Source organism: Paenibacillus sp. FSL R7-0272 (assembly GCF_037969905.1).
In the GTDB taxonomy this organism is placed as follows: Bacteria; Bacillota; Bacilli; order Paenibacillales; family Paenibacillaceae; genus Paenibacillus; species Paenibacillus polysaccharolyticus.
This window is the reverse complement of sequence record NZ_CP150221.1, coordinates 4716511-4741532: the sequence shown is the minus strand read 5'-3', so window position 1 is coordinate 4741532 and position 25022 is coordinate 4716511. Positions and strand designations below refer to the sequence as shown.

At 45.1% G+C, this 25022-nt stretch carries 22 protein-coding genes and 1 pseudogene; 15 read left to right on the top strand and 8 right to left on the bottom strand.

From position 1 onward, the window contains the following. Nucleotides 1-6: 6 nt before the first annotated feature. Nucleotides 7-918, bottom strand: a complete 912-nt coding sequence (locus MKY23_RS21000; protein ID WP_339831972.1) for a pentapeptide repeat-containing protein — start codon at nt 916-918, stop codon at nt 7-9. A 119-nt stretch (nt 919-1037) separates the two neighbouring features. Here MKY23_RS21000 and MKY23_RS20995 point away from each other — a divergent pair, with 119 nt between their 5' ends. Continuing rightward, on the top strand, nt 1038-1499 hold the full coding sequence (locus MKY23_RS20995) for a GNAT family N-acetyltransferase (RefSeq protein ID WP_154983302.1): 462 nt from the start codon (nt 1038-1040) through the stop codon (nt 1497-1499). 116 nt (nt 1500-1615) lie between these two features. On the opposite strand, the gene gdhA is transcribed toward MKY23_RS20995, so the two are convergent. Next, nucleotides 1616-2995, bottom strand: coding sequence for an NADP-specific glutamate dehydrogenase (gene gdhA, locus MKY23_RS20990; RefSeq protein ID WP_090915680.1), 1380 nt, complete (start codon nt 2993-2995; stop codon nt 1616-1618). Between the two features lie 399 nt (nt 2996-3394). Between gdhA and MKY23_RS20985 the strand changes: the two genes are divergently transcribed. The 5 genes from MKY23_RS20985 to MKY23_RS20965 all read left to right on the top strand — a co-directional run bounded on the left by MKY23_RS20985 (nt 3395) and on the right by MKY23_RS20965 (nt 7598). Beyond that, nucleotides 3395-3922: a GreA/GreB family elongation factor gene (locus tag MKY23_RS20985; protein ID WP_090915211.1), complete on the top strand. Its 528-nt coding sequence runs from the start codon at nt 3395-3397 to the stop codon at nt 3920-3922. Beyond that, nucleotides 3912-4418, top strand: a complete 507-nt coding sequence (locus MKY23_RS20980) for a cation:proton antiporter regulatory subunit (protein ID WP_186809605.1) — start codon at nt 3912-3914, stop codon at nt 4416-4418. Before MKY23_RS20985 ends, MKY23_RS20980 begins: the two co-directional genes overlap by 11 nt. 3 nt (nt 4419-4421) lie before the next feature. After that, entirely contained in the window at nt 4422-5627 is a 1206-nt protein-coding gene (locus tag MKY23_RS20975) for a cation:proton antiporter (protein WP_154887760.1), read from the top strand. Nucleotides 5628-5841: 214 nt separating this feature from the next. Continuing rightward, nucleotides 5842-6558: an expansin EXLX1 family cellulose-binding protein gene (locus MKY23_RS20970; RefSeq protein WP_339831963.1), complete on the top strand. Its 717-nt coding sequence runs from the start codon at nt 5842-5844 to the stop codon at nt 6556-6558. 173 nt (nt 6559-6731) lie between these two features. After that, entirely contained in the window at nt 6732-7598 is an 867-nt protein-coding gene (locus MKY23_RS20965; protein WP_339831960.1) for an alpha/beta hydrolase, read from the top strand. Between the two features lie 91 nt (nt 7599-7689). Here the strand turns inward: MKY23_RS20965 and MKY23_RS20960 are convergent, their stop codons facing one another. Continuing rightward, the gene (locus tag MKY23_RS20960) at nt 7690-8568 is read right to left on the bottom strand and encodes a PhzF family phenazine biosynthesis protein (RefSeq protein WP_339831957.1); all 879 of its coding nucleotides are present in this window, start codon (nt 8566-8568) and stop codon (nt 7690-7692) included. Between the two features lie 209 nt (nt 8569-8777). Here MKY23_RS20960 and MKY23_RS20955 point away from each other — a divergent pair, with 209 nt between their 5' ends. Both MKY23_RS20955 and MKY23_RS20950 read left to right on the top strand, forming a co-directional pair. After that, nucleotides 8778-9704 (top strand): NADP-dependent oxidoreductase, encoded by a 927-nt coding sequence (locus tag MKY23_RS20955; protein ID WP_339831955.1) that lies wholly within the window; start codon nt 8778-8780, stop codon nt 9702-9704. An 815-nt stretch (nt 9705-10519) separates the two neighbouring features. Then, nucleotides 10520-10957: a hypothetical protein gene (locus tag MKY23_RS20950; RefSeq protein ID WP_090915201.1), complete on the top strand. Its 438-nt coding sequence runs from the start codon at nt 10520-10522 to the stop codon at nt 10955-10957. 76 nt (nt 10958-11033) lie between these two features. Here the strand turns inward: MKY23_RS20950 and MKY23_RS20945 are convergent. Next, nucleotides 11034-11903 (bottom strand): annotated as a pseudogene (locus MKY23_RS20945) (IS3 family transposase); the annotation flags it as partial. 169 nt (nt 11904-12072) lie between these two features. Between MKY23_RS20945 and MKY23_RS20940 the strand changes: the two are divergent. Then, nucleotides 12073-12810, top strand: a complete 738-nt coding sequence (locus MKY23_RS20940; protein ID WP_154887770.1) for a cyclase family protein — start codon at nt 12073-12075, stop codon at nt 12808-12810. 102 nt (nt 12811-12912) lie between these two features. Here MKY23_RS20940 and MKY23_RS20935 read toward each other — a convergent pair whose 3' ends face one another. Then, the gene (locus MKY23_RS20935; RefSeq protein WP_154887772.1) at nt 12913-13113 is read right to left on the bottom strand and encodes a hypothetical protein; all 201 of its coding nucleotides are present in this window, start codon (nt 13111-13113) and stop codon (nt 12913-12915) included. A gap of 205 nt (nt 13114-13318) precedes the next feature. On the opposite strand from MKY23_RS20935, the gene MKY23_RS20930 reads away from it, so the two are divergent. From MKY23_RS20930 to MKY23_RS20910, 5 genes are all read left to right on the top strand, one after another. After that, nucleotides 13319-13807 (top strand): hypothetical protein, encoded by a 489-nt coding sequence (locus MKY23_RS20930; protein ID WP_339831950.1) that lies wholly within the window; start codon nt 13319-13321, stop codon nt 13805-13807. Nucleotides 13808-13958: 151 nt separating this feature from the next. After that, nucleotides 13959-15161 (top strand): MFS transporter, encoded by a 1203-nt coding sequence (locus tag MKY23_RS20925; protein WP_339831948.1) that lies wholly within the window; start codon nt 13959-13961, stop codon nt 15159-15161. Nucleotides 15162-15409: 248 nt separating this feature from the next. Beyond that, entirely contained in the window at nt 15410-16396 is a 987-nt protein-coding gene (locus MKY23_RS20920) for an ROK family protein (protein WP_339831946.1), read from the top strand. 182 nt (nt 16397-16578) lie between these two features. Then, entirely contained in the window at nt 16579-17382 is an 804-nt protein-coding gene (locus tag MKY23_RS20915; RefSeq protein ID WP_339831944.1) for an HAD-IIB family hydrolase, read from the top strand. Between the two features lie 23 nt (nt 17383-17405). Next, the gene (locus tag MKY23_RS20910) at nt 17406-18044 is read left to right on the top strand and encodes a sugar O-acetyltransferase (RefSeq protein ID WP_339831942.1); all 639 of its coding nucleotides are present in this window, start codon (nt 17406-17408) and stop codon (nt 18042-18044) included. A 69-nt stretch (nt 18045-18113) separates the two neighbouring features. On the opposite strand, the gene MKY23_RS20905 is transcribed toward MKY23_RS20910, so the two are convergent. From MKY23_RS20905 to MKY23_RS20895, 3 genes are all read right to left on the bottom strand, one after another. Continuing rightward, entirely contained in the window at nt 18114-19934 is a 1821-nt protein-coding gene (locus MKY23_RS20905) for an ABC transporter substrate-binding protein (RefSeq protein ID WP_339831940.1), read from the bottom strand. Between the two features lie 175 nt (nt 19935-20109). Further along, nucleotides 20110-21624, bottom strand: a complete 1515-nt coding sequence (locus tag MKY23_RS20900) for an ABC transporter permease (RefSeq protein WP_339831937.1) — start codon at nt 21622-21624, stop codon at nt 20110-20112. 12 nt (nt 21625-21636) lie between these two features. Then, complete coding sequence (locus MKY23_RS20895; RefSeq protein ID WP_154888581.1) at nt 21637-23013, bottom strand: ABC transporter permease; 1377 nt, start codon at nt 23011-23013, stop codon at nt 21637-21639. Nucleotides 23014-23226: 213 nt separating this feature from the next. Between MKY23_RS20895 and MKY23_RS20890 the strand changes: the two genes are divergently transcribed. Continuing rightward, nucleotides 23227-24978 (top strand): ABC transporter ATP-binding protein, encoded by a 1752-nt coding sequence (locus MKY23_RS20890; RefSeq protein WP_339839605.1) that lies wholly within the window; start codon nt 23227-23229, stop codon nt 24976-24978. The last annotated feature ends 44 nt before the right edge of the window (nt 24979-25022 follow it).

Below are 25022 nucleotides of genomic sequence, written 5' to 3'. Positions count from 1 at the left end.
CGTTTTTTAGCGCCAATGGGAGGGTTTACTCAAATGGTCAGGTAGCAAGGTATCCGCACTTCCCATAGCAGCGTTCAGCTGAGACTGTGTCAGGAAAATTCCGCCGCGTAGATCGGCTCCCCCAAGATCTGTATCCCGCAAGTCTGCACCAATCCAATCGGCGTTTCGTACATCGGCGTTACGCAGGTTCGCCGCAATCATAAGCGCGCCCCGGAAGCTTGTACCTCTCAGGTCTGTTCCTTGCAAGTTAGCCCCCAGAAAATCCATTCCACTGCGTTTCTTGCCTTTGGGTTTTCCTTTTGCTTTTGTTGTTACTGGAGCACTGCTACGTACGATCTCACTAGCCTGAATCAGCAGGGTATTCACATTTGCTCGATGGCTCGTGATGTCCAACTGTAGCAGAGCTGCCGGTTCGAGATCACTCAGACGCGCTACATCAGGATAGGCTTTTTCCAGTGAGGCATGCAGCGAAGACGTATCGGGCCGCATCATAACCTCTCTCATATAACTGATCAGCTCATGAATTTGACGTAGTACAGGCAGGCAATCATACATTTCACGTGCCGTTTCGGGATGGGTACGCCAGCTTCTGTCCGCATACGTCACTTGTGATAGCTTCTGACCTGCACCAAAACAGTCATACACGGTGCAACCTTTGAAGCCCTTCTGTCGGAGCTGGGTGTGGATACCACATCGGTAGTCCTCCCGCAGATTGGGACAAGGTGTACCGCTGGACTTGTCAAAAGCAAAGTCAGAGGATTTGCCATAAGGCAAGGCCACGCAACATAATCCGTAACACTGCTCGCAGTCTGCTTGCAGATGAGGATGTTCAATGTGGTTTAAAGAATGGTTAGACAACATACACACTTCCTTATCATAATAAGAACCTGCTGATCTCAATTGTAACGATAAAATCATGTCATTTTCACTTTACCATTGTAAGGAAGTCACTTCAATGAAATGCATTATGTTAAAATATGAAAAGAGTATTATGAGTAAGAGAACATGGGATTGACCACGAATGGAGGTAGCAGAACATGGATGAATTCAAGATACGTCAAGCTACCCGGGAAGATCAGGAGCAGCTGGCTAATTTACGGGCCTTGGTGCTGTATGATGATTTGACGCGTTTAGGGCGCTATGATGAGATTCGGGTGAGGGAGCGTTTCCGCAATACGTTCCAGCCGGAACATACACAAGTGTTGGAGCTGGAAGATACTTTAATTGGATGCGTGTCATTAAAACCGGGAGATGGAGAGTTTTTGCTGGAGCACTTCTACATTGATCCGGACTATCAGGGCAGGAAACTAGGCACAAAGGTGCTTAACATGTTGCTCGAACAGGAATCAGTCAAGGGCAGACGTGTGACGTTAAACGTGTTGCAAGGAAGTCCGGCGAAGCGTTTATACGAACGATTTGGGTTTGCGGTGGATGATGAAGATGAAGTAGATGTGTTCATGTCTAGAGATTATCAAGGGATCGGGATCTCTAATAGTTGAGTATATTGCACGATAAAAAAAGAAGCCTCTTCTCTACAATGGCGCTAGGCGACCATGGCATGAGAAGGTAAGGCTTCTTTTTGTATGAATCATTTAAGAATGCGGTAAAAAAAGAATTACACGACGCCTTGGGCAATCATCGAATCGGCTACTTTGAGGAAACCAGCAATGTTTGCTCCAGCAAGCAAGTTGCCTTCGCAGCCGTATTCTTCAGCTGCTTCTACGCAGCTTTTATAAATATTTTTCATAATGTCATGCAGTTTGGCATCGACTTCTTCAAATGTCCAGGACAACCTCATGCTGTTCTGTGACATTTCAAGAGCGGACACGGCTACACCGCCGGCGTTCGCAGCTTTTGCAGGGCCAAACAGCACGTTAGCACCAAGGAATACATCAATGGCAGCCAGAGTGGACGGCATATTCGCTCCTTCACCAATGGCTTTGACACCGCCTTGAACCAGAAGGTTTGCCGCTTGCTCGTCGATTTCGTTCTGTGTTGCACACGGCAGCGCGATATCACACGGAATAGACCAGATACCCTCAAAACCTTCGGTGTACGTCGCATGCGGGTGTTCTTTGACGTATTCGCTGATCCGCAGACGCTCAACCTCTTTCAGACGTTTTACCGTATCCAGGTTAATGCCTTGCGGATCATGTATGTAACCGCCGGAATCGCTGCATGCTACAACGCGAGCACCAAGCTCCTGCGCCTTCTCGATAGCATAGATGGATACATTGCCGGAACCGGAGACAACAACGGTGCTGTCCTTGAAGCTAAGCCCTTTGGATGCAAGCATTTCATTAACGAAGTATACGCAGCCATAACCCGTTGCTTCTTTACGTGCGAGACTTCCACCGTACAACAGACCTTTGCCAGTCAGTACACCTGCTTCATGTCCGCCACGAATTCGTTTGTACTGACCAAACATGTAACCGATCTCCCGAGCGCCTACACCAATATCACCCGCAGGTACGTCAGCGTCCGGACCGATGTATTTGTACAGCTCTGTCATAAAACTTTGCGTGAAACGCATGATTTCCTGATCCGATTTTCCTTTTGGATCAAAGTCAGAACCGCCTTTACCGCCACCGATTGGCAGGCCAGTCAGTGCATTTTTGAAAATTTGCTCAAAGCCCAAAAATTTGATGATGCCCGAGTATACCGATGGGTGGAAACGAAGTCCGCCTTTGTAGGGGCCAATCGCGCTGTTGAATTGTACACGGAAACCGCGATTCACCTGAACTTTACCTTGATCATCGACCCAAGGCACACGGAACGTGATAACCCGTTCCGGCTCAACAAGTTGCTCTAGCAGACTGTGGTTTCTGTATTTGGGATGTGCTTCGATGACGGGGATCAGTGAATCCAGGATTTCCTTAACAGCCTGATGGAATTCATTCTCGTTCGGGTTTCTTGCGATAACTGATTCATAGACGGAATGAACATATGCTGCGGCAGTAGTAACTTGAGATGACGTTGAACTTTCTTTAGTAATCGTGGACACTTTTTCAATGCACTCCTTTATCGTGTTAAAGTCTGTAGATACCTATTTGTACAATTTGCATAAAAGTTTGTAGTTAAATATACAGGAAAGGAAATAAAAATACGAGACAAAAATCCATAAAATGTTTTTTATGAGGCAATTAAAATGTTCTATAGATCTATCATTAAATGTAAAGAATATCGTGAAATGTTGGATAATATACCCAAAGTATAGAATTAAAATCCAAGTTAGCGGAATTGATTGGATTAATAATTTCATTTTGGTAAGATGGTAAGAAGGGCTCGTAATTCGGGCTCTTTTATTATAAGAAGGAGGACAACAGGATGATGATGGGTAACAACAAGCGAATCAACGTGGAGAACAAGGCATGTATAGGAGGTGAGATCTACTATGAACCGTAGGACTCCACTTGACAATTGCAGAGAAATGCTGGTGAGTCAGCTGTTGACCCTGGGCGAAGAGAAAAGAACTTTTCTTGACGCTTATTTTGACGTGCGTAATCCCGAGCGTATACTGCTGGATAAACAATTAACAGCCTACACAGACCGAGTAGAGCGATTACTTGCTGGTCCGGATGAGCTGTTAAGTTCCGTTGTGCTGATTGGTAGTCAGATTGAACTGGAATATGTTGATTTTCATACATCGGATAAGTTAACGATTGTTATGCCAGAGGAAGCAGACCCGGACGAAGGACAGATTTCATTCCTTTCTCCTGTGGGACGTCAACTGCTTCTAGGGAACAAAGGCGAAATGAGAGCCATCTCTACCCCTTCGGGTGACATGAAAATACGTATAGCAGACATTCAATGGGCTTTTGAACAAAGCTCAGAGCTGGTGCAGGAGCTTGAGCAGGCTGATGAGGCGAAACCAAATCCGCTGCAAGGCTTGACTCAGGGAGGTGCAAATCATGCACTTTAAAGAAACGGATCTGCCAGGCATTGGACGTAAATACTGGCTGCATACTCGCAGCGGGGAGCATCTTGTCATCGTGGTTCATAATGATGAGCGGCGTGATTTGTTCCATATGGAATCTGGAGATCAAGCGGAAGATCTCGGAGATATGGTCTCTCTTGTAACCCTTGACGATGATGAGGCAAGAGCCGTAGCTGCTATAGTCGGTGGCATGACGTATAAACCTCAGTTCCAGAACGAACGGGAAGTTATGCTGGAAGGGCTGCTGATTGAGTGGCTACGCATCGAACCCCATGCGGCGTGCATCGGGAAGACGATTGGAGAGATGAACATCCGTCAGGTTACCGGTGTGGCGATCCTGGCGGCGGTTGACAAAGAGAAACAGAAACAATTCAACCCCGGGCCAGAGTATGTGTTCACCAGTGGGGCGACAATTGTTGTTGCTGGTGAACGTGACCAGCTTAAGCAGCTCAAACAATGGTTGACCGATGGGCGGATGTAGCGTATGGATATGCTCATATTTGAAGTGGGGGTTGCCATTGCGCTGATTACACTTACGGGATTAATATCTGCACGACTACGATTTTCGGTTATTCCATTTTACATTCTGGTCGGTATGGCCGTTGGACCGCATGCACCACAGTTTGGCATTGTGGATTTACGATTTATCGAAAGCTCGTCTTTTATTGAATTTATGGGCAGGCTGGGTATTTTATTTTTATTGTTTTATCTGGGATTGGAATTTTCGGTCTCACGGTTATTAAAATCAGGGAAAGCCATCCTCACCGGTGGCATATTCTATGTGGCTCTCAATTTTGTCTCAGGTTTGCTACTGGGCTGGTTCATGAATCTGCCACTACAGGAAACGATGGTCGTATGCGGGATCATGACGAGTTCATCGACGGCTATCGTTGCCAAAGTGCTCGTGGATTTGAAACGTACCGCGAATCCAGAGACAGAAATTATTATGGGCATGATTATGTTTGATGACTTGTTTATTGCCATTCATATTTCCATTCTGACTGGACTTGTGCTTAGCGGAGCTACTTCATTCGGAAGTGTCCTGCTGGTATCTCTATCGGCTTTGCTGTTTATTGTACTATTCCTGATTATTGGCAGGAAGAGTATTAAATATATCGATAAAGCATTGAACATTAAGTCCTCGGAGTTATTCCTGCTTACGATTATGACATTGCTCTTCCTCGTAGCAGGATTCTCGGAAACCTTACATGTGGCTGAGGCTATCGGTGCGTTGATGATCGGCCTTGTGCTTGGGGAATCCAGACATGTTAGCCGAATTGAGCAGCAGATTATGCCGTTCAAAGACTTTTTTGGTGCCCTGTTTTTCTTCAGCTTTGGCCTGACCATTGAGCCATCCTCCCTCGGTGGAGCTGTAGGGATGACACTGATTGCCGTCGTTCTGACGATTCTGAGTAACTTCGGTGCAGGTATGATTGCAGGAAAAATGGCTGGAGTATCGAACAAGGCCTCGTTAAATGTGGGCTTCACCCTGGTATCTCGGGGCGAGTTCTCGATCATCATGGCTAACATCGGCAAGGCTGGAGGTCTGATGGCATCCATTCAATCCTTCGCTGTGTTATACGTGTTGATTCTGGCTGTCCTTGGGCCTATTCTGACGAAAGAATCTCCTCGCCTCTATGCGAGGTATGAACGATTCCGAAATCGGGAGAAACGCAAGGAAACTGGATAAGGGTTAGAGAAGCGCGTCGCACGTTGCTGGAGAATGAATGTTCTCCCAAGTGCGGCGCTTTTTTATGCGATATAAAGCAGGACTTTAGATGTGATTTTTCGAAAATATATTTAAATATTTTAAAAATTATGTAAAATAATGTTATTCGTTGTCTGTGACAATGAAGAGTTATATTTTAGAATCACAGTCAAAATGATAGGGAGGGAATAACACAATGAGCAAGAAAAGTAGATTCCAGCGTTTCAGAAGGTCTGCCACAGGTATACTGCTCTGTCTTGTTTTGTTTGCTTTACCTGCATCTGCTGCTTGGAATGATACATATCAAGGGTATGCAACATACACGGGCTCGGGATACTCGGGCGGTGCTGTATTGCTGGATCCGATTCCAGCAGACATGAAGATTACCGCGCTCAATCCATACCAGCTTAATTATAATGGTGTCAAAGCTGCTTTAGCTGGAGCCTATCTGGAAGTACAGGGGCCTAAAGGGAAAACCGTGGTATATGTAACCGATTTATATCCGGAAGGAGCCAGTGGTGCTCTGGATCTCTCACCGAATGCGTTCAATCAGATTGGAGATCCCAAAGCAGGGAAGATCAATATCAGCTGGAAGGTAGTCAAAGCGCCGATTGAGGGGAACGTATCTTATCGCATCAAGGAAGGTAGCAGTCAGTGGTGGGCAGCCATTCAAGTTCGTCATCATAAATATCCTGTGCTGAAGTTTGAAGTGAAGCAGAAGAACGGCTCATGGCTTAATCTCGAAAAACAGGATTATAACCATTTCCTTGGCACGGGATTAGGTAAGGAACAATTAAGTATTCGGATCACCGATATTCGTGGTAAAGTGGTGTATGACACCATTCCAGCTCTACCGAATGATGGATCTGGCGGTGCATATATCGTACCGGGTAATGTGCAGTTCCCGGATTAAATGAAATGTGGCATCAAAATAAGTATGATCATGGATGAGTCATAAAGTCGTACATCGTACGGCTTTTTTGATGTAGAAAAAGGAGCGTACATATGCGAAAAAGCTTGCCTTCTTATAGAACAACACATTTATATTGGAAGCAGTATCAGTCATTTTTTCCTGAAGAAGTAAGATTGGATGAAAACAACTCCCCGGAGGAGGAGTGGTGGGAAAGCCATGGAATCCATCTTCATATTGATCGTTTACCCGTGCCAGAATCCCCTATCAAAATACTGTTTATTCATGGTGCCGGGGGGAATGGCAGGTTACTCGCCCCCTATGCACGAATGCTACAGCAACATGGATACGAGGTGATATCACCTGATCTGCCGCCGTACGGTCTAAGCTACGCAATGCACGGCACGCGGATGAACTATGAGTTATGGATTACACTGCTAGATGCCCTTATGGAGATGGAATACAAGAAAGACGGAAAGCCTTTCGTTGTGTTGGGCAGCAGCATTGGAGGCATGTTGGCTTATCATGCCAGTGTAAGGAACAAACATGTGAAGGGATTAATCGCAACAACATTTGTAGATACGAGTGATCCACATATGCGGGATCAGATTGCTCCGAATCAGTTCGTCAGTCGTGTAGGTAAACGTATGATGGATCTTTTCCCTGGTGTATTAGATGCTGCACGAATCTCGGTTAAACGGGTTTCTCGAATGGATCTGATTACGAACAACAAGGACCTGACCCGTCTCATTATGAATGATCCACAGGCGGCGGCTACGTCTGTTCCTTTGGAATTATTAAGAACTTTCCTGAATAAAACACCAGAAGTGAGCCCGGATCAATTCAGTCAGTGCCCGGTTTTGCTGGTTCATCCTGAGATAGACCCGATGACTCCGTTACATTTCAGTCAATCTTTTTTTGATCGTCTGACCGTGGAGAAGGAGTGTGTCATTTTGGAGGGAGCAGGTCATTTTCCGATAGAGCAACCGGGTTTGAGGCAATTGGAAGAAGCGGTTTTAAGATTTTTGCGAAAAATTCATTAGCTTTCATAACGTGCCCTGATTTATGGAATGAAGGATATGATATTGCATGAAATACATAGTTCACTATGCTTATTACGGATAACACCTCCCTTTAAGGGAGGTGAATGATAATGTTTTTGATATGAATTGCGCTACCGCCAACCTGAATCTGAGTAATTTTATTGAAGCTGTCCAAAGTTAATCTGGCTCGGATCTCGGAGGGACAGTTCATAGTGTACCCCTGTCTAATTGTGTACGTGTGATGAAGAGGAGCTGTGAGCTGGTTGTAAAGATACAAATAACAGAGCATGGCGCCATTGGATGTGCCCGTTGCGCTCTCTTCCGGTATATCATACAGTGGTGCAAAATTACGACATTCTGTCAAAACGTCCATAACATTTGATTCGAGTGTAAATACGTGATAACCGATGGCATGATGAGCCCTGCTTATTTCTGTGATACGCTGGAAGTCAGGATCAATTTTGGTTAGAACATCAATATCTTTAACGGCTATCATGATATCTGGTAGTCCGGTGGACACAATCTGTACAGGCAGTTCAGAATGCAATTCTTCTGTAGAAATACGTAACGAATCGGCAATCTGCTGTCGATCGACAATCTCCCCAAACTCCGGCAACGTCTGAGACAGATAGACTTCTCCATTGACTTCAATAACGACTCTAAGAATTCCGGCTAGTGTCTCCAGTGTATATGTACCAACATCAACGAGATGCTGTGTCTTCATTAGATAAAATAAAGCAATCGTGGCATGCCCGCAGAGATCAACTTCGTCACTTGGAGTGAAGAAACGCACTTTGAAATCAGCCTGATCCGATGGCATAACAAACGCAGTCTCGGAAAATCCGACTTGTCTGGCAACCTCCTGCATCTGGGATTCAGACAAATGCGCTGCTTGTAAAACAACCCCTGCGGGGTTTCCACCAAGAGCTTTGTCAGAAAATGCATGTAATGTATTCACTTCAACCTCCATATGGTTACCTCGCTTCTTCAATTTTTGGATTAAGTAATGGACTAAAGTTTAACATAATCGATAATCGACATTATATCACGATTGTTGAACTGTATAGGAATCCCGGATTGTTATGAATTTTTGAATGAATAGGTCAAGTGACCAATGGGAAGGGGTAATGAAGGGAGAGATAGCATAATGATAATCTAACGAAAAGGCTGGGATTTTTAATGAAAGCAATTGTGATTGAGGAATTTGGTGGAGCGGAACAATTGAAGGAACAAGAAGTAGCCAAGCCATCCTGTGGAGTCAATCAGGTGCTTATCCGAACGCATGCCACGTCGGTCAATCCGGTGGATTTCAAAATCAGACAAGGTTATCTGAAGGAAGCAGCGGATCAGCTGCCGATGATTTTGGGCGGTGACGTGGCAGGAACAGTGGCTGAAGTAGGTCCGAATGTCACGCGGTTCAGAGAAGGTGATCGGGTATTCGCCCGCCCACGTCAATTCGGAACCTATGCGGAATATGTTGCTGTAGATGCAGATATCGTGGCCCGCATTCCTGAGCAACTCAGCTTTGAGGAAGCAGCAGCGATTCCGCTTGCCGCGATGACAGCTTGGCAAGCACTTGTTGATCATGGTCGTTTGGGCAAAGGACAAAAGGTGCTCATACATGCCGGTGCCGGTGGAGTAGGCACATATGCCATTCAAATTGCCAAATCGTTGGGCGCTGAAGTGGCTTCCACGGCGAGTGCAGCAAACGAAGAACTGCTGCGCTCATTGGGTGTGGATCATTTCATTAATTATAAAGAACAGGATTTCTCACAGATCCTCTCAGACTACGATGTTGTCCTGGATACGATGGGCGGTGACATCCAGCGAGACAGCTTCAAGGTGTTAAAATCTGGAGGACGTCTCGTATCTCTTGTACAACAGCCGAATGAACAACTGGCGAAGGAAGCTGGCGTGACGGGTAACGTGTTCATGATGGAGCCGAAGGGAGATCAACTGGAACAGTTGGCCGAACTTGCGGCTTCCGGGAAACTGAAGTCGATTATTGATGAAACCTATCCGCTCACTGAGCAGGGTTTACGTGATGCTCACGAAAAAAGTGAATCTCACCATACACGGGGCAAACTGGTGATTATTGCGGATTAGTCTGGAAAGGGTGATTGTAACTTGAGAGGTCGAGGATGTGGGCCCGATTGATTGAACAAATCAATCGATTTAATGAATGACTTTTGTTGACCTACCCTAAAATTCAATCAGAAAATTAAACGCCGTTCTCCAAAAAGGAGAGCGGCTTTTTTGTCTTTCTTGTTTGGTTATATGCAGTTTGCGGAGTTTGACAAAGATCAATGTAATATGGTGGGTAAATATTCTTCAGCGAAGATGGACACTCGGACTGTGAATAAGAGTATTTCTGAAAAAACAGGCTGTATTAATCATGCCAAATGAATTGTTTGATAAAATTGGTTAGGTAACAATGGTATTTGCACACGGCATGTGGTCACAAAAATGAGATCGAGACCAGAGCTGCTCGTAGAACTGAGAGTTACATTGAGCTAATATGACGACATCTATGAGGATTGGGACGAGAGGGCGAATGATTGTCTTAAGCCAGAGCGGCTCAACCCCTTAATATTGTTCTGAGATGTGATTAAAAGGCGATGCCATTAGGAGACGGAAATTGAACCCTTTCTTCTTAATAATGGTACTGAGCTTGAGGCTTGAAGTTTTTTTGTTAATCCTCTTTGTAAGATATGGTTTTCTAACTTTAGATCATGAATCCAAGGGATATCATCTTTAATAAAGTGCTATATTTTAGTCGTAAATAGATAATTAGTAGGGGTGAGAGGGATGTCACCCACAATTAGATCTTATGCAGCAATTTTTCTATATTGCTTATCAACGAAGCTATGTAATAAGATTAATGATGTGTTTAAATCTCAAATTTGAAGGAGATAGGAATCATGTTAGTTATTGTCATTCTATTATTTCTTTTTTTTGCACCAACTCTAGGTATATTTATCGCCTATGGTTTTGGTTCTTTACTCCTATTGAGTATTCCTATTATGCTTCTTTTATGCGGTGTAGCTGGCCTTATACTATGGCCAATCAATAAGTATTTTGATAATCCTAACAATGAGCGTAAATATCGAGCGTGGGTTGATTCTTTATTCGCGAAAAGCGATGCGAAGAGAAGACGAGAAACAGGTGATGTTACAACTGAAGAAACTAATGCTGTCATTCAATACTTTGATGAACACCGCTCATTTAAAGCCTGCCCTACATATTTGTCACTCTCACCTCCGCAGAAGCAGACCATGCTTAAGCATATGTATTCGTATAATTCTTATAGTGTCATGGTTATAGCTAAAGATTCAGAGCGAGTATCTCAGCCTAGATAAAGGTTTGAGACGATCATGGTTCAGATTCAACCGTTTTATAATGAAGTGATCCCGTAAAGTTAGACAGATTACATTTTTAAGCAACTTGTTGGGCATGAATCCCGTACCGTACCGGACTCATGCCTTTTAGTTTTGCCTTAATGCGTTTGTTGTTGTAATAATCGATTTATTTGGATAGTTCTTGTTTAAAATGCGAGATATTTTCAAATGGCTTTAAATACAAAAACTCGGATTTCATGATGCCAAAGAAGTTCTCCATGACGGCGTTATCGCAGCAGTTCCCTTTACGAGATATACTTAGCGTAATGCCACGTTTTTCAAGGGCATGACGATAAGGTCTCATCTGGTAGTGCCAGCCTTGATCTGAATGGATAAGGAGTTTATCTTCTTTTGTTAAACTGCAAAATGCTTGATCTAACATCGTGGAAATAAGCGAGTAGACCGGTCTTGAACCCATCGTATATGTAATAATTTCTCCGTTATACAGATCAAGTATGGGAGATAAATATAGTTTTCCTCCGAACAATTTAAACTCTGTAATGTCCGTAACCCACTTCTCGTTTGGCCTCTCAGCGTAGAAATTGCGTTCTAATAGGTTCTGGGCAATCTTGCCAATTGTCCCTTTATACGAACGATATTTCTTCACACGTACCAAACATTTTAATCCCAATACTTTCATCAAACGCTGTACCTTTTTATGATTCACACGGTGTCCACGATTGGTTAACTCATCGCGAATACGACGATAACCATAGCGCCCCTAATGCTCCTTATAAATCGCTTGTATCATGTCTTTTAGCTCTAAATCCTTGTCTACCGTACCAAACGCTTTTATGACGTAATAATACGTGCTACGAGGGATATCTGCTAGCTGTAGAAATGCTTTCACTGAAAATTCATTCCTTAGTTCATAGACTACTTGAGCTTTGTCTTGTTTGGTGAACTTGTGCAGGAGAAATTGTCTTGAATAATCGCTGCAAAGATGTAATCAATATTGTACCGTTGATCTTGCGACAATTGTACCTTCTAACAAATTAAATCAGCTTCTTCACCAATGTGCAGCGTTGAGATATAATAGGGGAAATTTATTCCATTCTGCATATGAGGTGAAACGGATGACCAACGAACTTATTCAAGCCATTCAGCTGTTGAAAGAAAAGAAATGGGTAGATCTAACCCATACCTTCGGTCCGGCATCGCCGCATTTTTCTGCCTTTGATGCTGCGGAGTTTGATACCCTATTTAACCACGATCAAGGTTTCTTCGCTCAAAGCTTCAAGTTCCCGGGCCAGTACGGCACCCATCTGGATGCACCGATTCATTTTGTTCGTGATACACGTTACTTGGATGAACTAGGACTTAAAGAACTAGTGTTACCGCTCGTTGTAATCGATCAGTCTGTTGAAGTGAAGAACAATCCCGATTTCACCTTGGAAGTGGAGCATATCCTCGAATTCGAGCGGGAGCATGGCAAGATTGAAGCCGGCAGCTTCGTAGCTCTGCGAACCGATTGGAGCAAACGCTGGCCGAACCATGAAGACTTTGATAACAAGGATGCCGATGGGAACAGCCACGCACCCGGATGGTCTGTTGCTGCACTGAAATTCCTGTTCGAAGAACGGAACATTAAAGCGATCGGTCACGAGACGTTTGATACAGATGCAGCGGTAGATTATCAGAAAAATGGTGCCCTATTAGCAGAGTATTATGTGCTTGCACAGGATACATACCAGGTCGAACTGTTAACGAACCTCGATCAGGTTCCCGCTACAGGAGCTGTCATCTTCAATATCGTTCCGAAAGCGGAGAAAGCATCAGGATTCCCGGTGCGCTCGTTTGCTATTCTGCCTTAAAGTTCTACAGACCAAAACGTAAGTGCAAGCTGCTATAACATTGAAAAATATGTAGTGAATCAAAGGAGGCTTAACAAGCCTCCTTCTTTGGTTGAATTCTATCTATTTATGACTTGAAGAGGTATCAGAGCTAAATCGCTCAGAGATGTTTTTCTTCGTCTTTCGCCGGCGCATCCATCGCTTGACCAAACCTTCCTCTTTGCGTTCCTGTAATGTTTCCTTCATGCCCTGAATCATGAACTCGGAGCGGCGTCTGTCGTCGCGGCTGATCTTACGTAATTCCTTGATAAATTTGTCGTCCATCGTATTATGCCTCGCTCATTCAGTGTATAAAACCATTATACCGAACATACGTTCTTTTATCAAGTTTTACCATATAATGAATTGCATTAACCCTACCCGTGAAAATAAGCACAGGTTTATTCGTCTATTTGTGAGAAGATGGCACAGTAAGTCCATTTATTTCAGTGGCCTGTGCAAATTGAGAATACGAAGGGAGCGGTTCGCAATGACAGATCGATCAGAAAACTCAGGAAATTCAGGAAACTCAAACAACTCAGATAAATCATATCTTCTTGCAGCGATGCATGGCTTGCTGGGGCTTGGAGCAGTGATTGGGGGGTTCATGCTGATCTTAGATCCGTCGGGGAAAATGTTGAATATGCCTGTTTCTCTACTGGAACGCTCTCCTTTTTCCGATTTTTTAATTCTTGGAATGATCTTGTTACTGGTCCTTGGTTTATTCCCTATCGTTATTTGCATTGCTCTCCTGAGAAGAATTCATTGGACATTAGTGGAAAAGCTAAATCTTTACCCTAAACGCTACTGGGCGTGGACGTTTTCCTTGTATACGAGTTATGCTCTGCTCATCTGGATCATCGTGCAACTGTACATTATTCAAACTGTTTCCCTCATTCATTTGTTCTATTTTGCCTGGGGACTGGGTATTCAGATGGTTACTTTACTGCCTGACATACAACGAAGATACAGCATATAATCAGAGGATAAGGCGGTGCTTTGTCTAAATGATGAGGTTTATTTTTCATATTGACAAGGAGATGTGATGTCTGCATACTTACAATATACACTTTATAAAGTATATTTATTAAGTTATGAAAAGTATTCGCATCTTGAGAGGAGCAATGCCGTTGGCAACCTGGTTTTTATTGATCATCTATTTGGCATTTATCAGTTTGGGACTCCCGGATTCTTTACTCGGTTCGGCGTGGCCGGTCGTATGGCCTGAGATTGGCTCTTCGGTTGGAGCAGCAGGTCTTGTATCCATGATTGTTGCAGCTGGAACGATCGTCTCCAGTCTCGCAAGCGGTTGGATGATCCGCAAGCTGGGTACAGGCAACATTACATTACTTAGTTGTTTGCTCACTGCCGTTTCTCTGCTTGGATTTTCCATGGCTCCCTCCCTGGTCTGGTTTATTATGCTGGCTATTCCGCTGGGACTGGGTGCGGGTGCGGTAGATGCGGCGTTGAATCATTATGTGGCAGAACATTACGGGGCTCACCATATGAACTGGCTGCATTGCTTCTGGGGTGTAGGTGCAACAACGGGACCGTTCATCATGGCTGCTTCTATTGCAGGTCAGCACTCCTGGAGAGGTGGGTACGCAGCCGTTGCCGCTATTCAATTTAGTCTGGTCATTGTGCTCCTACTTACTTTGCCATTGTGGAAACGAGTGGCGGCGACCCGCCAGACTCCGAATCTGCTGGACAGCAAAGCGGTGGATGAAGCGGACGAGACCTTAACGACAAAGCTCCTGAATATAAAAGGGGTTAAACCTACACTTTTGGCTTTTCTGTTCTATTGTGGGGTTGAAATGACTGTTGGACTCTGGGGGGCTAGTTATCTTGTCGGTACAAGAAATGTTTCGGCAGAAGTGGCTGCAGGATGGGTTTCGCTCTATTATGCGGGGATCACATTCGGAAGGCTCATTACAGGCTTTATTACCTTAAAGGTATCTAACCTGCTGCTCATCCGCTACGGTCAATGGACCACCATTATCGGTGGAATTGTCCTATTGATGCCCTTGCCTTCCGGGTTTGCTGCTGGCGGTTTGGTACTGATCGGCCTCGGATTGGCTCCAATCTATCCTGGACTTTTGCATGAAACCCCCACCCGTTTCGGTAAAGGAAGTGCAGCGAGACTGATGGGTTATCAGATGGCAGTTGCTTATACAGGCACCACATTGCTTCCGCCGCTTTTTGGATTGCTGGCATCGAAAGCAGGAACGGCTTCTTTTCCGATTGCTGTGCTTGTACTACTTGTTCTTATGCTGGTTTGTGCAGAAATTGTCAATCGATTAGTCGTGAGACCACAACAATTACACAAGAATTAAGGAGGAGAGAGATGGCTTACTTAATCATGGCTATTATCATCTGGGCAGGTGTTTACGCAAATATGGCTTTGTCCAAACAGTCGATGGACGTACAACCTGTACGATCTATAGATGATCTGTTTGAATGAGCATTATGTGCAAAGCAATGTATAATGTTATGATATGGAGTACGATAACATGAATACGATTGCTTTGGTCTTTTGAACCAGAGTGGAAACGAGAGGGTTATGAAAAAGGCAAACGCTACAATGATGAAACACATCAATATGAATAATGTGCGTGAAGTCATGCAGCAACAGGAAACCGCAACGAAACCGCAGCTTGCTTCATTAACGAATCTTAGTGTAGTTACCATTAACGCACTAATTCAGGAGTTATGTGATGGCGGAGAGCTGATTCAAGATCAAATCGTTCCCTCGAACGGTGGTCGCCCTGCTCAAGCATACCGATACAATTATAATTATAGACGTGCGCTGGTTTTGTCCATGAAAGAAATGAAAGGTCAGGGGTTAATCTCGGCCACGGTAATCAATCTCGAGAATGAGATTGTACTGAAGGAAGAGAACATTCTACCTGTTTTTGATAAACAGCATGTGCTGCAACTTATAGCACGTTTCATTGCGGCACATCCTTCCATCCATATGATCGGAATAGGTATCCCGGGTCAGGCTGTCGACGGGGATATCACGGTAAGTAGCCATGATGAGCTTATTCATTCCCATCTGATTCGGGAGATTGAGCGTGAATTCCAGTTACCTGTAATTGTAGAGAATGATGTCAATGCAGCGGTTAGCGGCTACTACACACAACATATGCATACTAAGGGGCAGGATGTAGCGGGCATTTATTTTCCAAATCGTTACCCGCCTGGTATGGGCATGGTGCTGAACGGACAAATCATTCGTGGCAAAAACGGGATGTTTGGTGAGATCAAGTATCTTCCGTACTCACCCGACTGGAAACAGGAAATGAGCAACGAAGACTATACGGCTCATGTGTGCCGGATTCTACAAACGGTTAATGCGGTTGTTGCCCCTCATCAGATTGTCATCTATCAGGAGCGAGTGGAGACAGAGGTGCTCGACGCGGCGTGGAGACAATATGTAAAGGAGCATATGATGCCGACACTGCCTGAGATTGTATACCAGAACTCGTTCCAGGATGACTTTGATGCGGGGTTGAGAGGTGTGGTTCTTCAAGCATTGAAATCCTCCATATTATCTGAAGTGTTATGATCCGCAGGACGAGTTCTGTGGATTTTTTTGCTGACATGAGTCCAGGAATTTCTTCCGAAATTTCTTGTTGACATGGAACCAGTTACACGGGATACGATTCAATTACGGCAAAGAGAATTTTCTGCACACTTTATAAATATTGTTTATAAACATCTCTTATCAATCAACTGGAGGGACACATCATGATTAAACTGGTTGTAACCGATTTAGACGGAACTTTTCTAAACAGTAAAGGATCATTTGATATGGAGTTATTCAACGAAGTTCATGAGGGGATGAAACGTAAAGGCATTACTTTTGTAGCATGTACCGGAAAGCAGTGCGAGCGTGTTGAAAAGTTATTTGGTGAGCACGGCAAGGGAGTTTGGATACTTGGAGACAGTGCGGCCAGAATCAAGAAGGATGGGCAGGTGGTTCGGGAGTTTAGCATGGAGCCTGCACTAGCATTGCAAGCTATTCAGGAAATTCAATCATTTGATCCCCAAATGACCATCATCGTTTGTGCAAGTGATGCCGCTTATGTGCATACTTCGATTTCGGATGAGATGTATGACGTTGTGAAAGGCTCGTATGAACAGGTCATCAAAACGGACTCTTTTGCAGGCATCAGCACTTCTTTTATTAAAATTACGGTATTCGATACCCAAGGTCGTTGCACAGCATTACGAAAACATGTGGAGCACACGATGGAAGGACAAATCTATATTGTTGATTCTGAGCCAAGGTGGCTTGATATTACGGCACTGCACACACACAAAGGTGAAACGGTCAAAAAATTGCAGGAGATGCTGGGCGTAACTTCACGTGAAACGATGTCCTTCGGTGATGGAGAAAATGATGTGGAACTGATGGCTATTGCCGAATACAGCTTTGCTGTGAGCAATGCATGCGAGAATACCAAACGTGCCGCGCAATTCATTACGAAATCCAATGATGAAAATGGTGTATTGCGAACGATTGAGGCGATCATGGATTTGCAGGAATAATCTATAGATGAGGGGGAATCGCGATGCGTGAAGAAGAGAGAATTATGAAGGGCATGTTATTCAGTCCGGCTGATCCGGAACTGAGGGACATCAAAAGAAAAGCTCATCATCTCAGTCAGCGTTATAGCCAAACCTTTGAAGAACAAACGGAGGAAAGACAGCAAATCGTACAACAGTTACTGGGGAAAATAGGGGATGGCGGATTTATGCAGGGTCCGATTTTCTTTCACTATGGGGTGCACACCCGGATCGGCCATCACTTTTTTGCGAATTACAATCTGACCATACAGGATGATGCACAAGTGACGATTGGAGACTACACCAGCTTTGGTCCCAATGTTACTATCGTTACGCCTGTTCACCCCTTGATTGCGAGTGAACGGAGGCAGATGCTGAATCAACATGGTGAGCTGAAATCACTCTGTTATGCCAAACCAGTTACCATCGGTAATGATGTGTGGTTGTCCGCGAATGTGACAGTATGCGGCGGCGTCACGATTGGAGACGGATGTGTCATTGGGGCAGGGAGCGTGGTTACACGTGACATTCCACCGCATTCGCTTGCAGCAGGTGTACCGTGTAGAGTGATCCGCAGCATTACAGAAGCGGATAGCATGAGACATTATCCCGACATTTTGGCAGATTGCCAAGTACCGGAATGATGGATAGGAAAAAGGCTGTCACCGATGGATCTGCATGATCCTGGTGACAGCCTTTTGTGTTCAGGCGGTTTATTTTGACGCGTTATACTTGCTCACGAATTCTTTCACTTTGGCTGGATCAGCCTTAAGTTCATTCCCGGTTTGTACAAGTGGGCTTACGGTGGAGTAAGCTTTCAGTTTGTTGTTTTTGTAGAATTGCAGAATCTCATCCTGATTGATGGAGTACAGCACTGCTTTTCTCAGATCACTGCTCTTGGCCACTTCACGATTGGCTGTGTTAAACAGCAGATAGGATACGGCATTACTTGGAATGCTTTGCAAGTGCAATTTGCTGTCATTCTGGATAATGTCGTATTTCGTCTCAGGTACACCGTAATACAGGTGGATTTCGCTGCTACGAAGCGCAGAGAGAGCACTGTCAGCATCGGCAATGAAGCGTACGTTTACCTGATCAATCTTGCCTGCGAAGTCGGAACCTTTGCGGTATCCCGGGTTTTTCAGGAACACGCCTTCGTAGTCATTTTTATAAGAGAGGATATAAGGACCGCTTGTATAAAGTGTGTTGTTATAGTTGGCACCCTCGGTCACGGTGTTCTGATCGCCATAAGGAATATCCTTGTTCACATCGAAGGACGCGACATCATACGTATTGATGCTTTCGACTTGTTTCTTGGATACGATACCAGCCGATTGGTGCGCCAGATAGTTCAGCACTTGCGGGAACGGTTCAGTTGTAGTCACTTTAACTACTTGGTATTTGCCTGCACCGTTATTAGCCTGTTTTTTGTCGCTAACCAGTTCCTTGATATCGCTGTCGAGTCCTTGATTCAGAGCTTCCAGCACGGTTCCGCTACCCCCGGACTGTTTCACTGACTCCAGTGCGCTCAGGTCTGTAACGAGTTCCGCTTGTTTGATATGTTCATGCAGACTGTACGTGCGGTGATCCGGAACGGAATCTTTATTTTTGGCACGGTCGAGGGAGAAGATAACGTCATCTGCGCCTACACGTTCTCCGGTATCGACAGCCTTTTTGTTTTCGATTTTAGCAAAATTGATATCGTCACGAAGTACGAAATAGTATTCGGAATTGCCATCTGCAATCGTGAAATTACGTGAGAGCGATCCATCCGCTGTCAGTTGATCGTCATCCGTCAGATTCACCAAACGCACGTACATATTGGTATTGAGTTGGTTGATGGAACCGTCGTTTCCTTTGATTGGATCGAGGGAAGTCAGTACAGATGCTGCTTGTGTCAGAATCAACGGATCTTTACTGTTTTTGGAGCTGTCCTTGAACTCAATCGGTTCCCACGCCATGGCACGGGATTTGGACAGACGAACGGTATCGACATTCAGAATGTCCTTGTTCACCGCCTGACTTTTCAGAGAAATATACAGCGGAGCGATGTACGCCTGATCTGTAACCAAACGGTCTTCCAACTTTTTATACGTTTCTTTGTACTCATCAGGTGTCTGCGTAGCGGCCTGATCGATTAGTTTATCGATCTCTTGATCCGCCAGAATACTGTAATCCCCGCCTGTTTTGAAAAGAGAGCGAACGGCATAGTCGGGATTGCCCGTTACCGTTGTCCAGCTGGACAATGCGATATCATAGTTGCCTGCGTCCTGCTGGGACTTAAAGCTGCCGTAATCCGGTTGCAGGTTCAGCTTCACATTGAAGCCGTTTTTGGTCAGCTGATCACGGATAATGTTGACATCATTCTCGGAAGAGCTCATGGCGAGCAATTCAATGTCAACCGCTTTTGGTGCGGTCTCTGTTGTATCGGAAGGTTGGTTCTGCTCCTGCGATTCGGTTTTGGTTTTCACATTGCAGCCGGAGATCACCAGCACGAGAATCAGCAGCAAGGCGACAAGTGTACGTTTTTTCATGAGAATACCTCCAATGTATTAATAGATGTGATATATGATTTTTTTTTTTGAACTATTTCATTTACACAAAAACGGAGAGGACAGAAAAAACCTGGAAAAACGGCGATTGCAAGGTTATTCTGTCATCGGAGTGCTTCGTGTAAACCTCTTTTAGTTCAACTTAATAAATCCATCGTCACGCCTTCTCAAGCTTGGGATCAAGCGCATCCCGCAGTCCGTCACCGAGAAAGTTGAACGAAAGAACAAGTAGAATAATCGCCAGTCCCGGATAAATCGCTAGATACGAATGAGTTTCCAGATAGGTGCTTCCCAGCTTCAGAATGTTGCCCCATTCCGGAATATGCGGTTCTACACCCAGCCCAAGATAACTCAAACTGCTGGTTGCAATGACAGCTCCACCAATCGTCAGCGTGGATTTGATAATCATCGGTGCGAGCGAGTTGGGAATGATGTGTTTGAAAATAATTGTACGATTGGTATATCCCAAGGCACGCGCCGCTTCAACAAACTCAAAGGTCGATACATAGATTACACTGGCCCGCATTGTTCGAGCATACGTTGGAATGGAGCCCAGGCTTAATGCGATGATCAGATTTACCGTGTTAGCACCGAAAGCCGCGATAATCGCGATGGCGAGCAAGATCCCCGGAATGGCGTACAGAATATCCAGCAGTCGCATGATGATGTTATCCGTATGTCTTCCGTAGAAACCCGAGAAGGCACCCAGCACACCGCCAATCACAACCGGAATCAGGGTTGACATCAAACCGACGATCAAGGAAATCCGTGCACCAAACACGATTCGGGAAAATAGACATCGACCGAAATCATCCGTTCCTAGCGGATAGGCCAGAGAAGGTGACTGAAGCAGGGCCGAATAGTTATTTTCTACCGCCATGCTGTAGTCGAAGGTGAAGAAACTGCAGATGGAGATCGAGAACAGGAAGATGATGAAAAAGAGTCCGGACATCGCGGTCATATTGGGAGCAAGACGCTCCCACAGGTCATTCCAGAAATTCGTTCCATGTTTCCCTTGTCTGCGGAGCCGGCGAAGGATCGAGATCCCCAGCAGCAACGCGAAAACGTTGCCCGTAATCACGCTAACGATCATCACTGCACCTACAACCATCATCCAGCGAGGCAGAGGAGAGGTCGCATCATACCTTGATACAATGATCAATACGATCAAATCAATGACGAGAATACATAACAGCGCCGCCATCGAAGGCAAAAAGGTATCCGCAACATAAGGCTTGAACAGATTCAGAGCCGATACACCGAACACAAATAACTGGGTTAACAGTGCGTATACAGCAAATGTATATTCAATACTTTTTCGTTTTCGAATCAGGTGGAAAGCAGCCGTTACAATGAAAATATTACCTGTCAAAGCAGCCAGCAACTGTACCCATGCGAGTCTGCGTGTCAGAACACGTATAACCCCGCGCTGTATTAAATCCTGTCTGATCCGAATAAGAAGCAGACTCTGAATGAGGGTGAAGAACAGATAAATGCCGGCCACTCCAGCTATAAATGGCTTGAACGCCTGCCCGCTCCAGTCATAACTGTTCAACAACAATAACAGAGTCAGCAGAACCGAAGTGATCCATGCGAAGCTGGCTTGACTGTATTCTTGTGAAGACTTGAGCCGGAAACGCATTTCCTGTGTAAGGGAGCTTGATTTTGTCATAGTACACCTGCTTTAATATTGTTTCATTTTGGAGCGAACCCTTGGATCGATAAAGGCGTAAAACAGATCAACCACAACATTCACAATGGAAATCGTGATAGCTGTGTAGATTACTCCGCCCATAATACTCGGAATATCGGGTATGAATTGCTTATCCACGATGTAACTTCCCAGTCCGCTGATATTAAATACCTTCTCTGTTACAGCGGCCCCGCCAAGCATAGCTCCGAATTGAAGACCCACGACAGTAATGATAGGAATCAGCGCGTTACGCACCGCGTGCTTCAGCATCACTTGTCGCTCACTTAGCCCCTTGGCCCGGGCAGTCATGACATAATCCTCGTGAATGACCTCCAGTGTGGATGAACGGGTCATCCGTGCAACCGCAGCCGTAAGTCCTGTCCCCAGCACGATGACCGGCATAATCATGGACAGCCAGTTCTGAGGATTAAAGGTAGCGGGAAGCCACTGCATTTTGATCGAGAAATTCAGAATGAAGATCAGACCTTGCCAGAAGTTCGGAATAGACAGTCCAATGAGAGCGATGAACATAAATGTGTAGTCAAACCAGGAGTTAGGCTTGAGCGCCGAGATAATGCCAATAGGTAAAGCAATGACAATAGCTAACAGCAGGGAAATCACGGCAAGGGTTAGCGTAATGGGAAACTTTCGAGCGATTGTATCCGTCACGATCTCGTTTCCTGCAAACGACTTGCCAAGATCAAACATGGCAACACCCTTGATATTGTTCCAAAGCTGTGTCAGATAAGGCTGATCCAGGCCGTACACATGATTAAAGGCTGCAATCTGTTCTTGTGTTGCGGTTACGCCGAGAATGTTGGCCGCCGGGTTGAACGGAGACAAGTACAAAATCGTAAATACTAGCGTTGCTACACCCAGAATGACAAAGATGGTCATGAGTAGTCTTTCAAATATGTACTTTAGATAAGCATTACCATATACCAGAAGAGTCAGATACATTAGACAGCCCGGGATGATCGATAAGGCTAGAAACCAAGGTTTCGCTAGTAAGATACCGAATGTATCCTGAATTCCGAGACGATGTTTTCCCTTTTGTTCTAACTTGTGGGACGTTCGTTCCAGCAGTTCCTTCTGAAAAGTTTCCTCAAGCCAGCTCTCAGCCTCTTGTCTGAATGCTGCCTCGCTGACCTCTTGCTTGAAGAAGCGATGCTTGCGCCTCAGTTGTTCTTCCAGTTCCAATCGTTTGGTGTCACGGTAGGATGAGGTATGCATCTCCTGTTCAGCCTGTTGTTTTACAGCTGACCAGTCATCTTGTTTACGCTTGGAACGCCAGACCATATAAACGATCAGGTTGATCGGTAATCCGAGAACGATCAATACATAGCGATAGACGGGATGAAGCAGCATTTTACCATAAATGAAACGTAGATGATTCACCAGACGGGAGGTGTGATGACTTTCCGCTTCAGCTGTCAAACGGTAACCCTCCTTTCACTGAAGTATAAATTGCATTATTCCGATCAATATAGTATATATTATGTAGGGTATGTTTAATTGTCAAGGTATGGAATTGATTACATATGAGAAGATAGAGCAGATATGAAAGGAATGGTGCACGTCGTGGAACCTTTGCTGAGAGTAAATGATTTGTCCGTCTCTTTTTACACGGGTGATAGTGAGTTTCAGGCGGTCAAGCAGGTTAGCTTTGAACTGCGGAAAGGGGAAACGCTGGGCATTGTTGGAGAATCAGGCAGTGGTAAGAGCGTAACCGCACGCTCCATTATGAGATTGCTTGCTTCTCCCCCTTCACAGATGAAATCGGGTGAGCTTCTATTTAAAGGTGTGGATCTCGCCGGGAAATCACAAAAAGAGATGGAACACATTCGCGGCCGGGATATCGGGATGATCTTCCAAGATCCCATGAGCTCGCTTAATCCAACGATCAAGATTGGCCAACAAATCTCGGAAAGTTTGATCAAACATCAGAAGTTATCGAAAAGGGAAGCGAAAAAACAAGCCATCGCCATGATGGAACGAGTAGGTATCAAACAAAGCGCTATCCGTTATAATCAGTATCCACATGAATTTTCCGGTGGCATGCGTCAGCGGGTGATGATTGGTATCGCCCTTGCTTGCCGTCCTGAACTATTAATCGCCGATGAGCCGACTACGGCTTTGGATGTAACGATTCAGGCACAGATATTGAACTTGATGAAGGATATGCAGGAGCAGATGGGTACGTCGATTATTCTTATTACACATGACTTGGGTGTGGTTGCCGGCATGTGTGACCGGGTGGTTGTAATGAAAGAGGGAGAGATCGTGGAGACGGGTACTACAGAGGAAATTTTCGAGAGTCCAAAACATCCGTATACCGTCCGTCTGTTGAACGCGTTACCTCGACTGGATGAGAAGAAGAAACCGAAATTGCTCTCTCAGGTACCCAAAGACCTGAAGGACGATCAGCCATTACTGGAAGTCAAATCTCTCAAACAGTATTTTAACCTCGGCAAGGGCAATACGTTAAAAGCGGTGAATGATATCAGTTTTCATATCCGTCAGGGGGAGACACTCGGCGTTGTGGGTGAGTCAGGTAGCGGGAAATCTACCACGGGACGAGCGATTCTGCGTCTGCACGAGCCAACGGGAGGAGATGTGCTGTTCAAGGGCATTCCGTTGCAACGACTCTCGCCTGGTGAGATGAAAACGATGCGACGACATATGCAGATCATTTTCCAAGATCCATATGCTTCACTGAATCCCAAAATGAGAATTATGGACATTATTGGCGAGGCGCTTGATATCCATCAGCTGGCAGGTAATGCGGCTAAGCGACAGAAGCGAGTGGAAGAACTGCTGGAGATGGTGGGACTTGATTCATCACATGCACAGCGATATCCACATGAGTTCTCGGGTGGGCAACGTCAGCGAATAGGTATTGCAAGAGCGCTGGCGGTAGAGCCGGAGTTTATCGTTTGTGATGAGCCGTTGTCGGCACTCGATGTCTCTATTCAGGCGCAAATTGTGCAGTTGCTTGAAGAGCTGCAACAACGCTTGGGTCTGACGTATTTGTTCATCGCACATGATCTGTCGATGGTCAAACATATAAGTGATCGGGTCGCTGTCATGTATAACGGCAAAATTGTGGAGCTGGCCGAGAGTGAAGAACTGTATGCGAATCCGCAGCACCCGTATACGAAAGCATTACTATCGGCAATTCCTGTTCCTGATCCAGCGGTGGAGAGGAATAAGCCACGTATCGCTTTGGTAGATCAGGAGAAGGAAACCAGTGGCACAGGAGACCGATATAATCTGGAGCATTCGCGCTGGGTCGAAGTGAAAGAAGGACATTGGGTCGCTTTGTCTGGTTAAAAAAAGAACAAAGAACCCCGGCATGATCTGTTCAGATCGCTGCC

Bases quoted from the DNA above. Each gene is read 5' to 3' on its own strand.
- MKY23_RS21000 (WP_339831972.1), bottom strand. From the start codon at position 918: ATGATTTTATCGTTACAATTGAGATCAGCAGGTTCTTATTATGATAAG.
- MKY23_RS20995 (WP_154983302.1), top strand. From the start codon at position 1,038: ATGGATGAATTCAAGATACGTCAAGCTACCCGGGAAGATCAGGAGCAG.
- MKY23_RS20985 (WP_090915211.1), top strand. From the start codon at position 3,395: ATGAACCGTAGGACTCCACTTGACAATTGCAGAGAAATGCTGGTGAGT.
- MKY23_RS20980 (WP_186809605.1), top strand. From the start codon at position 3,912: ATGCACTTTAAAGAAACGGATCTGCCAGGCATTGGACGTAAATACTGG.
- MKY23_RS20975 (WP_154887760.1), top strand. From the start codon at position 4,422: ATGGATATGCTCATATTTGAAGTGGGGGTTGCCATTGCGCTGATTACA.
- MKY23_RS20970 (WP_339831963.1), top strand. From the start codon at position 5,842: ATGAGCAAGAAAAGTAGATTCCAGCGTTTCAGAAGGTCTGCCACAGGT.
- MKY23_RS20960 (WP_339831957.1), bottom strand. From the start codon at position 8,568: ATGGAGGTTGAAGTGAATACATTACATGCATTTTCTGACAAAGCTCTT.
- MKY23_RS20955 (WP_339831955.1), top strand. From the start codon at position 8,778: ATGAAAGCAATTGTGATTGAGGAATTTGGTGGAGCGGAACAATTGAAG.
- MKY23_RS20950 (WP_090915201.1), top strand. From the start codon at position 10,520: ATGTTAGTTATTGTCATTCTATTATTTCTTTTTTTTGCACCAACTCTA.
- MKY23_RS20940 (WP_154887770.1), top strand. From the start codon at position 12,073: ATGACCAACGAACTTATTCAAGCCATTCAGCTGTTGAAAGAAAAGAAA.
- MKY23_RS20935 (WP_154887772.1), bottom strand. From the start codon at position 13,113: ATGGACGACAAATTTATCAAGGAATTACGTAAGATCAGCCGCGACGAC.
- MKY23_RS20930 (WP_339831950.1), top strand. From the start codon at position 13,319: ATGACAGATCGATCAGAAAACTCAGGAAATTCAGGAAACTCAAACAAC.
- MKY23_RS20920 (WP_339831946.1), top strand. From the start codon at position 15,410: ATGATGAAACACATCAATATGAATAATGTGCGTGAAGTCATGCAGCAA.
- MKY23_RS20915 (WP_339831944.1), top strand. From the start codon at position 16,579: ATGATTAAACTGGTTGTAACCGATTTAGACGGAACTTTTCTAAACAGT.
- MKY23_RS20910 (WP_339831942.1), top strand. From the start codon at position 17,406: ATGCGTGAAGAAGAGAGAATTATGAAGGGCATGTTATTCAGTCCGGCT.
- MKY23_RS20905 (WP_339831940.1), bottom strand. From the start codon at position 19,934: ATGAAAAAACGTACACTTGTCGCCTTGCTGCTGATTCTCGTGCTGGTG.
- MKY23_RS20900 (WP_339831937.1), bottom strand. From the start codon at position 21,624: ATGACAAAATCAAGCTCCCTTACACAGGAAATGCGTTTCCGGCTCAAG.
- MKY23_RS20895 (WP_154888581.1), bottom strand. From the start codon at position 23,013: ATGCTGCTTCATCCCGTCTATCGCTATGTATTGATCGTTCTCGGATTA.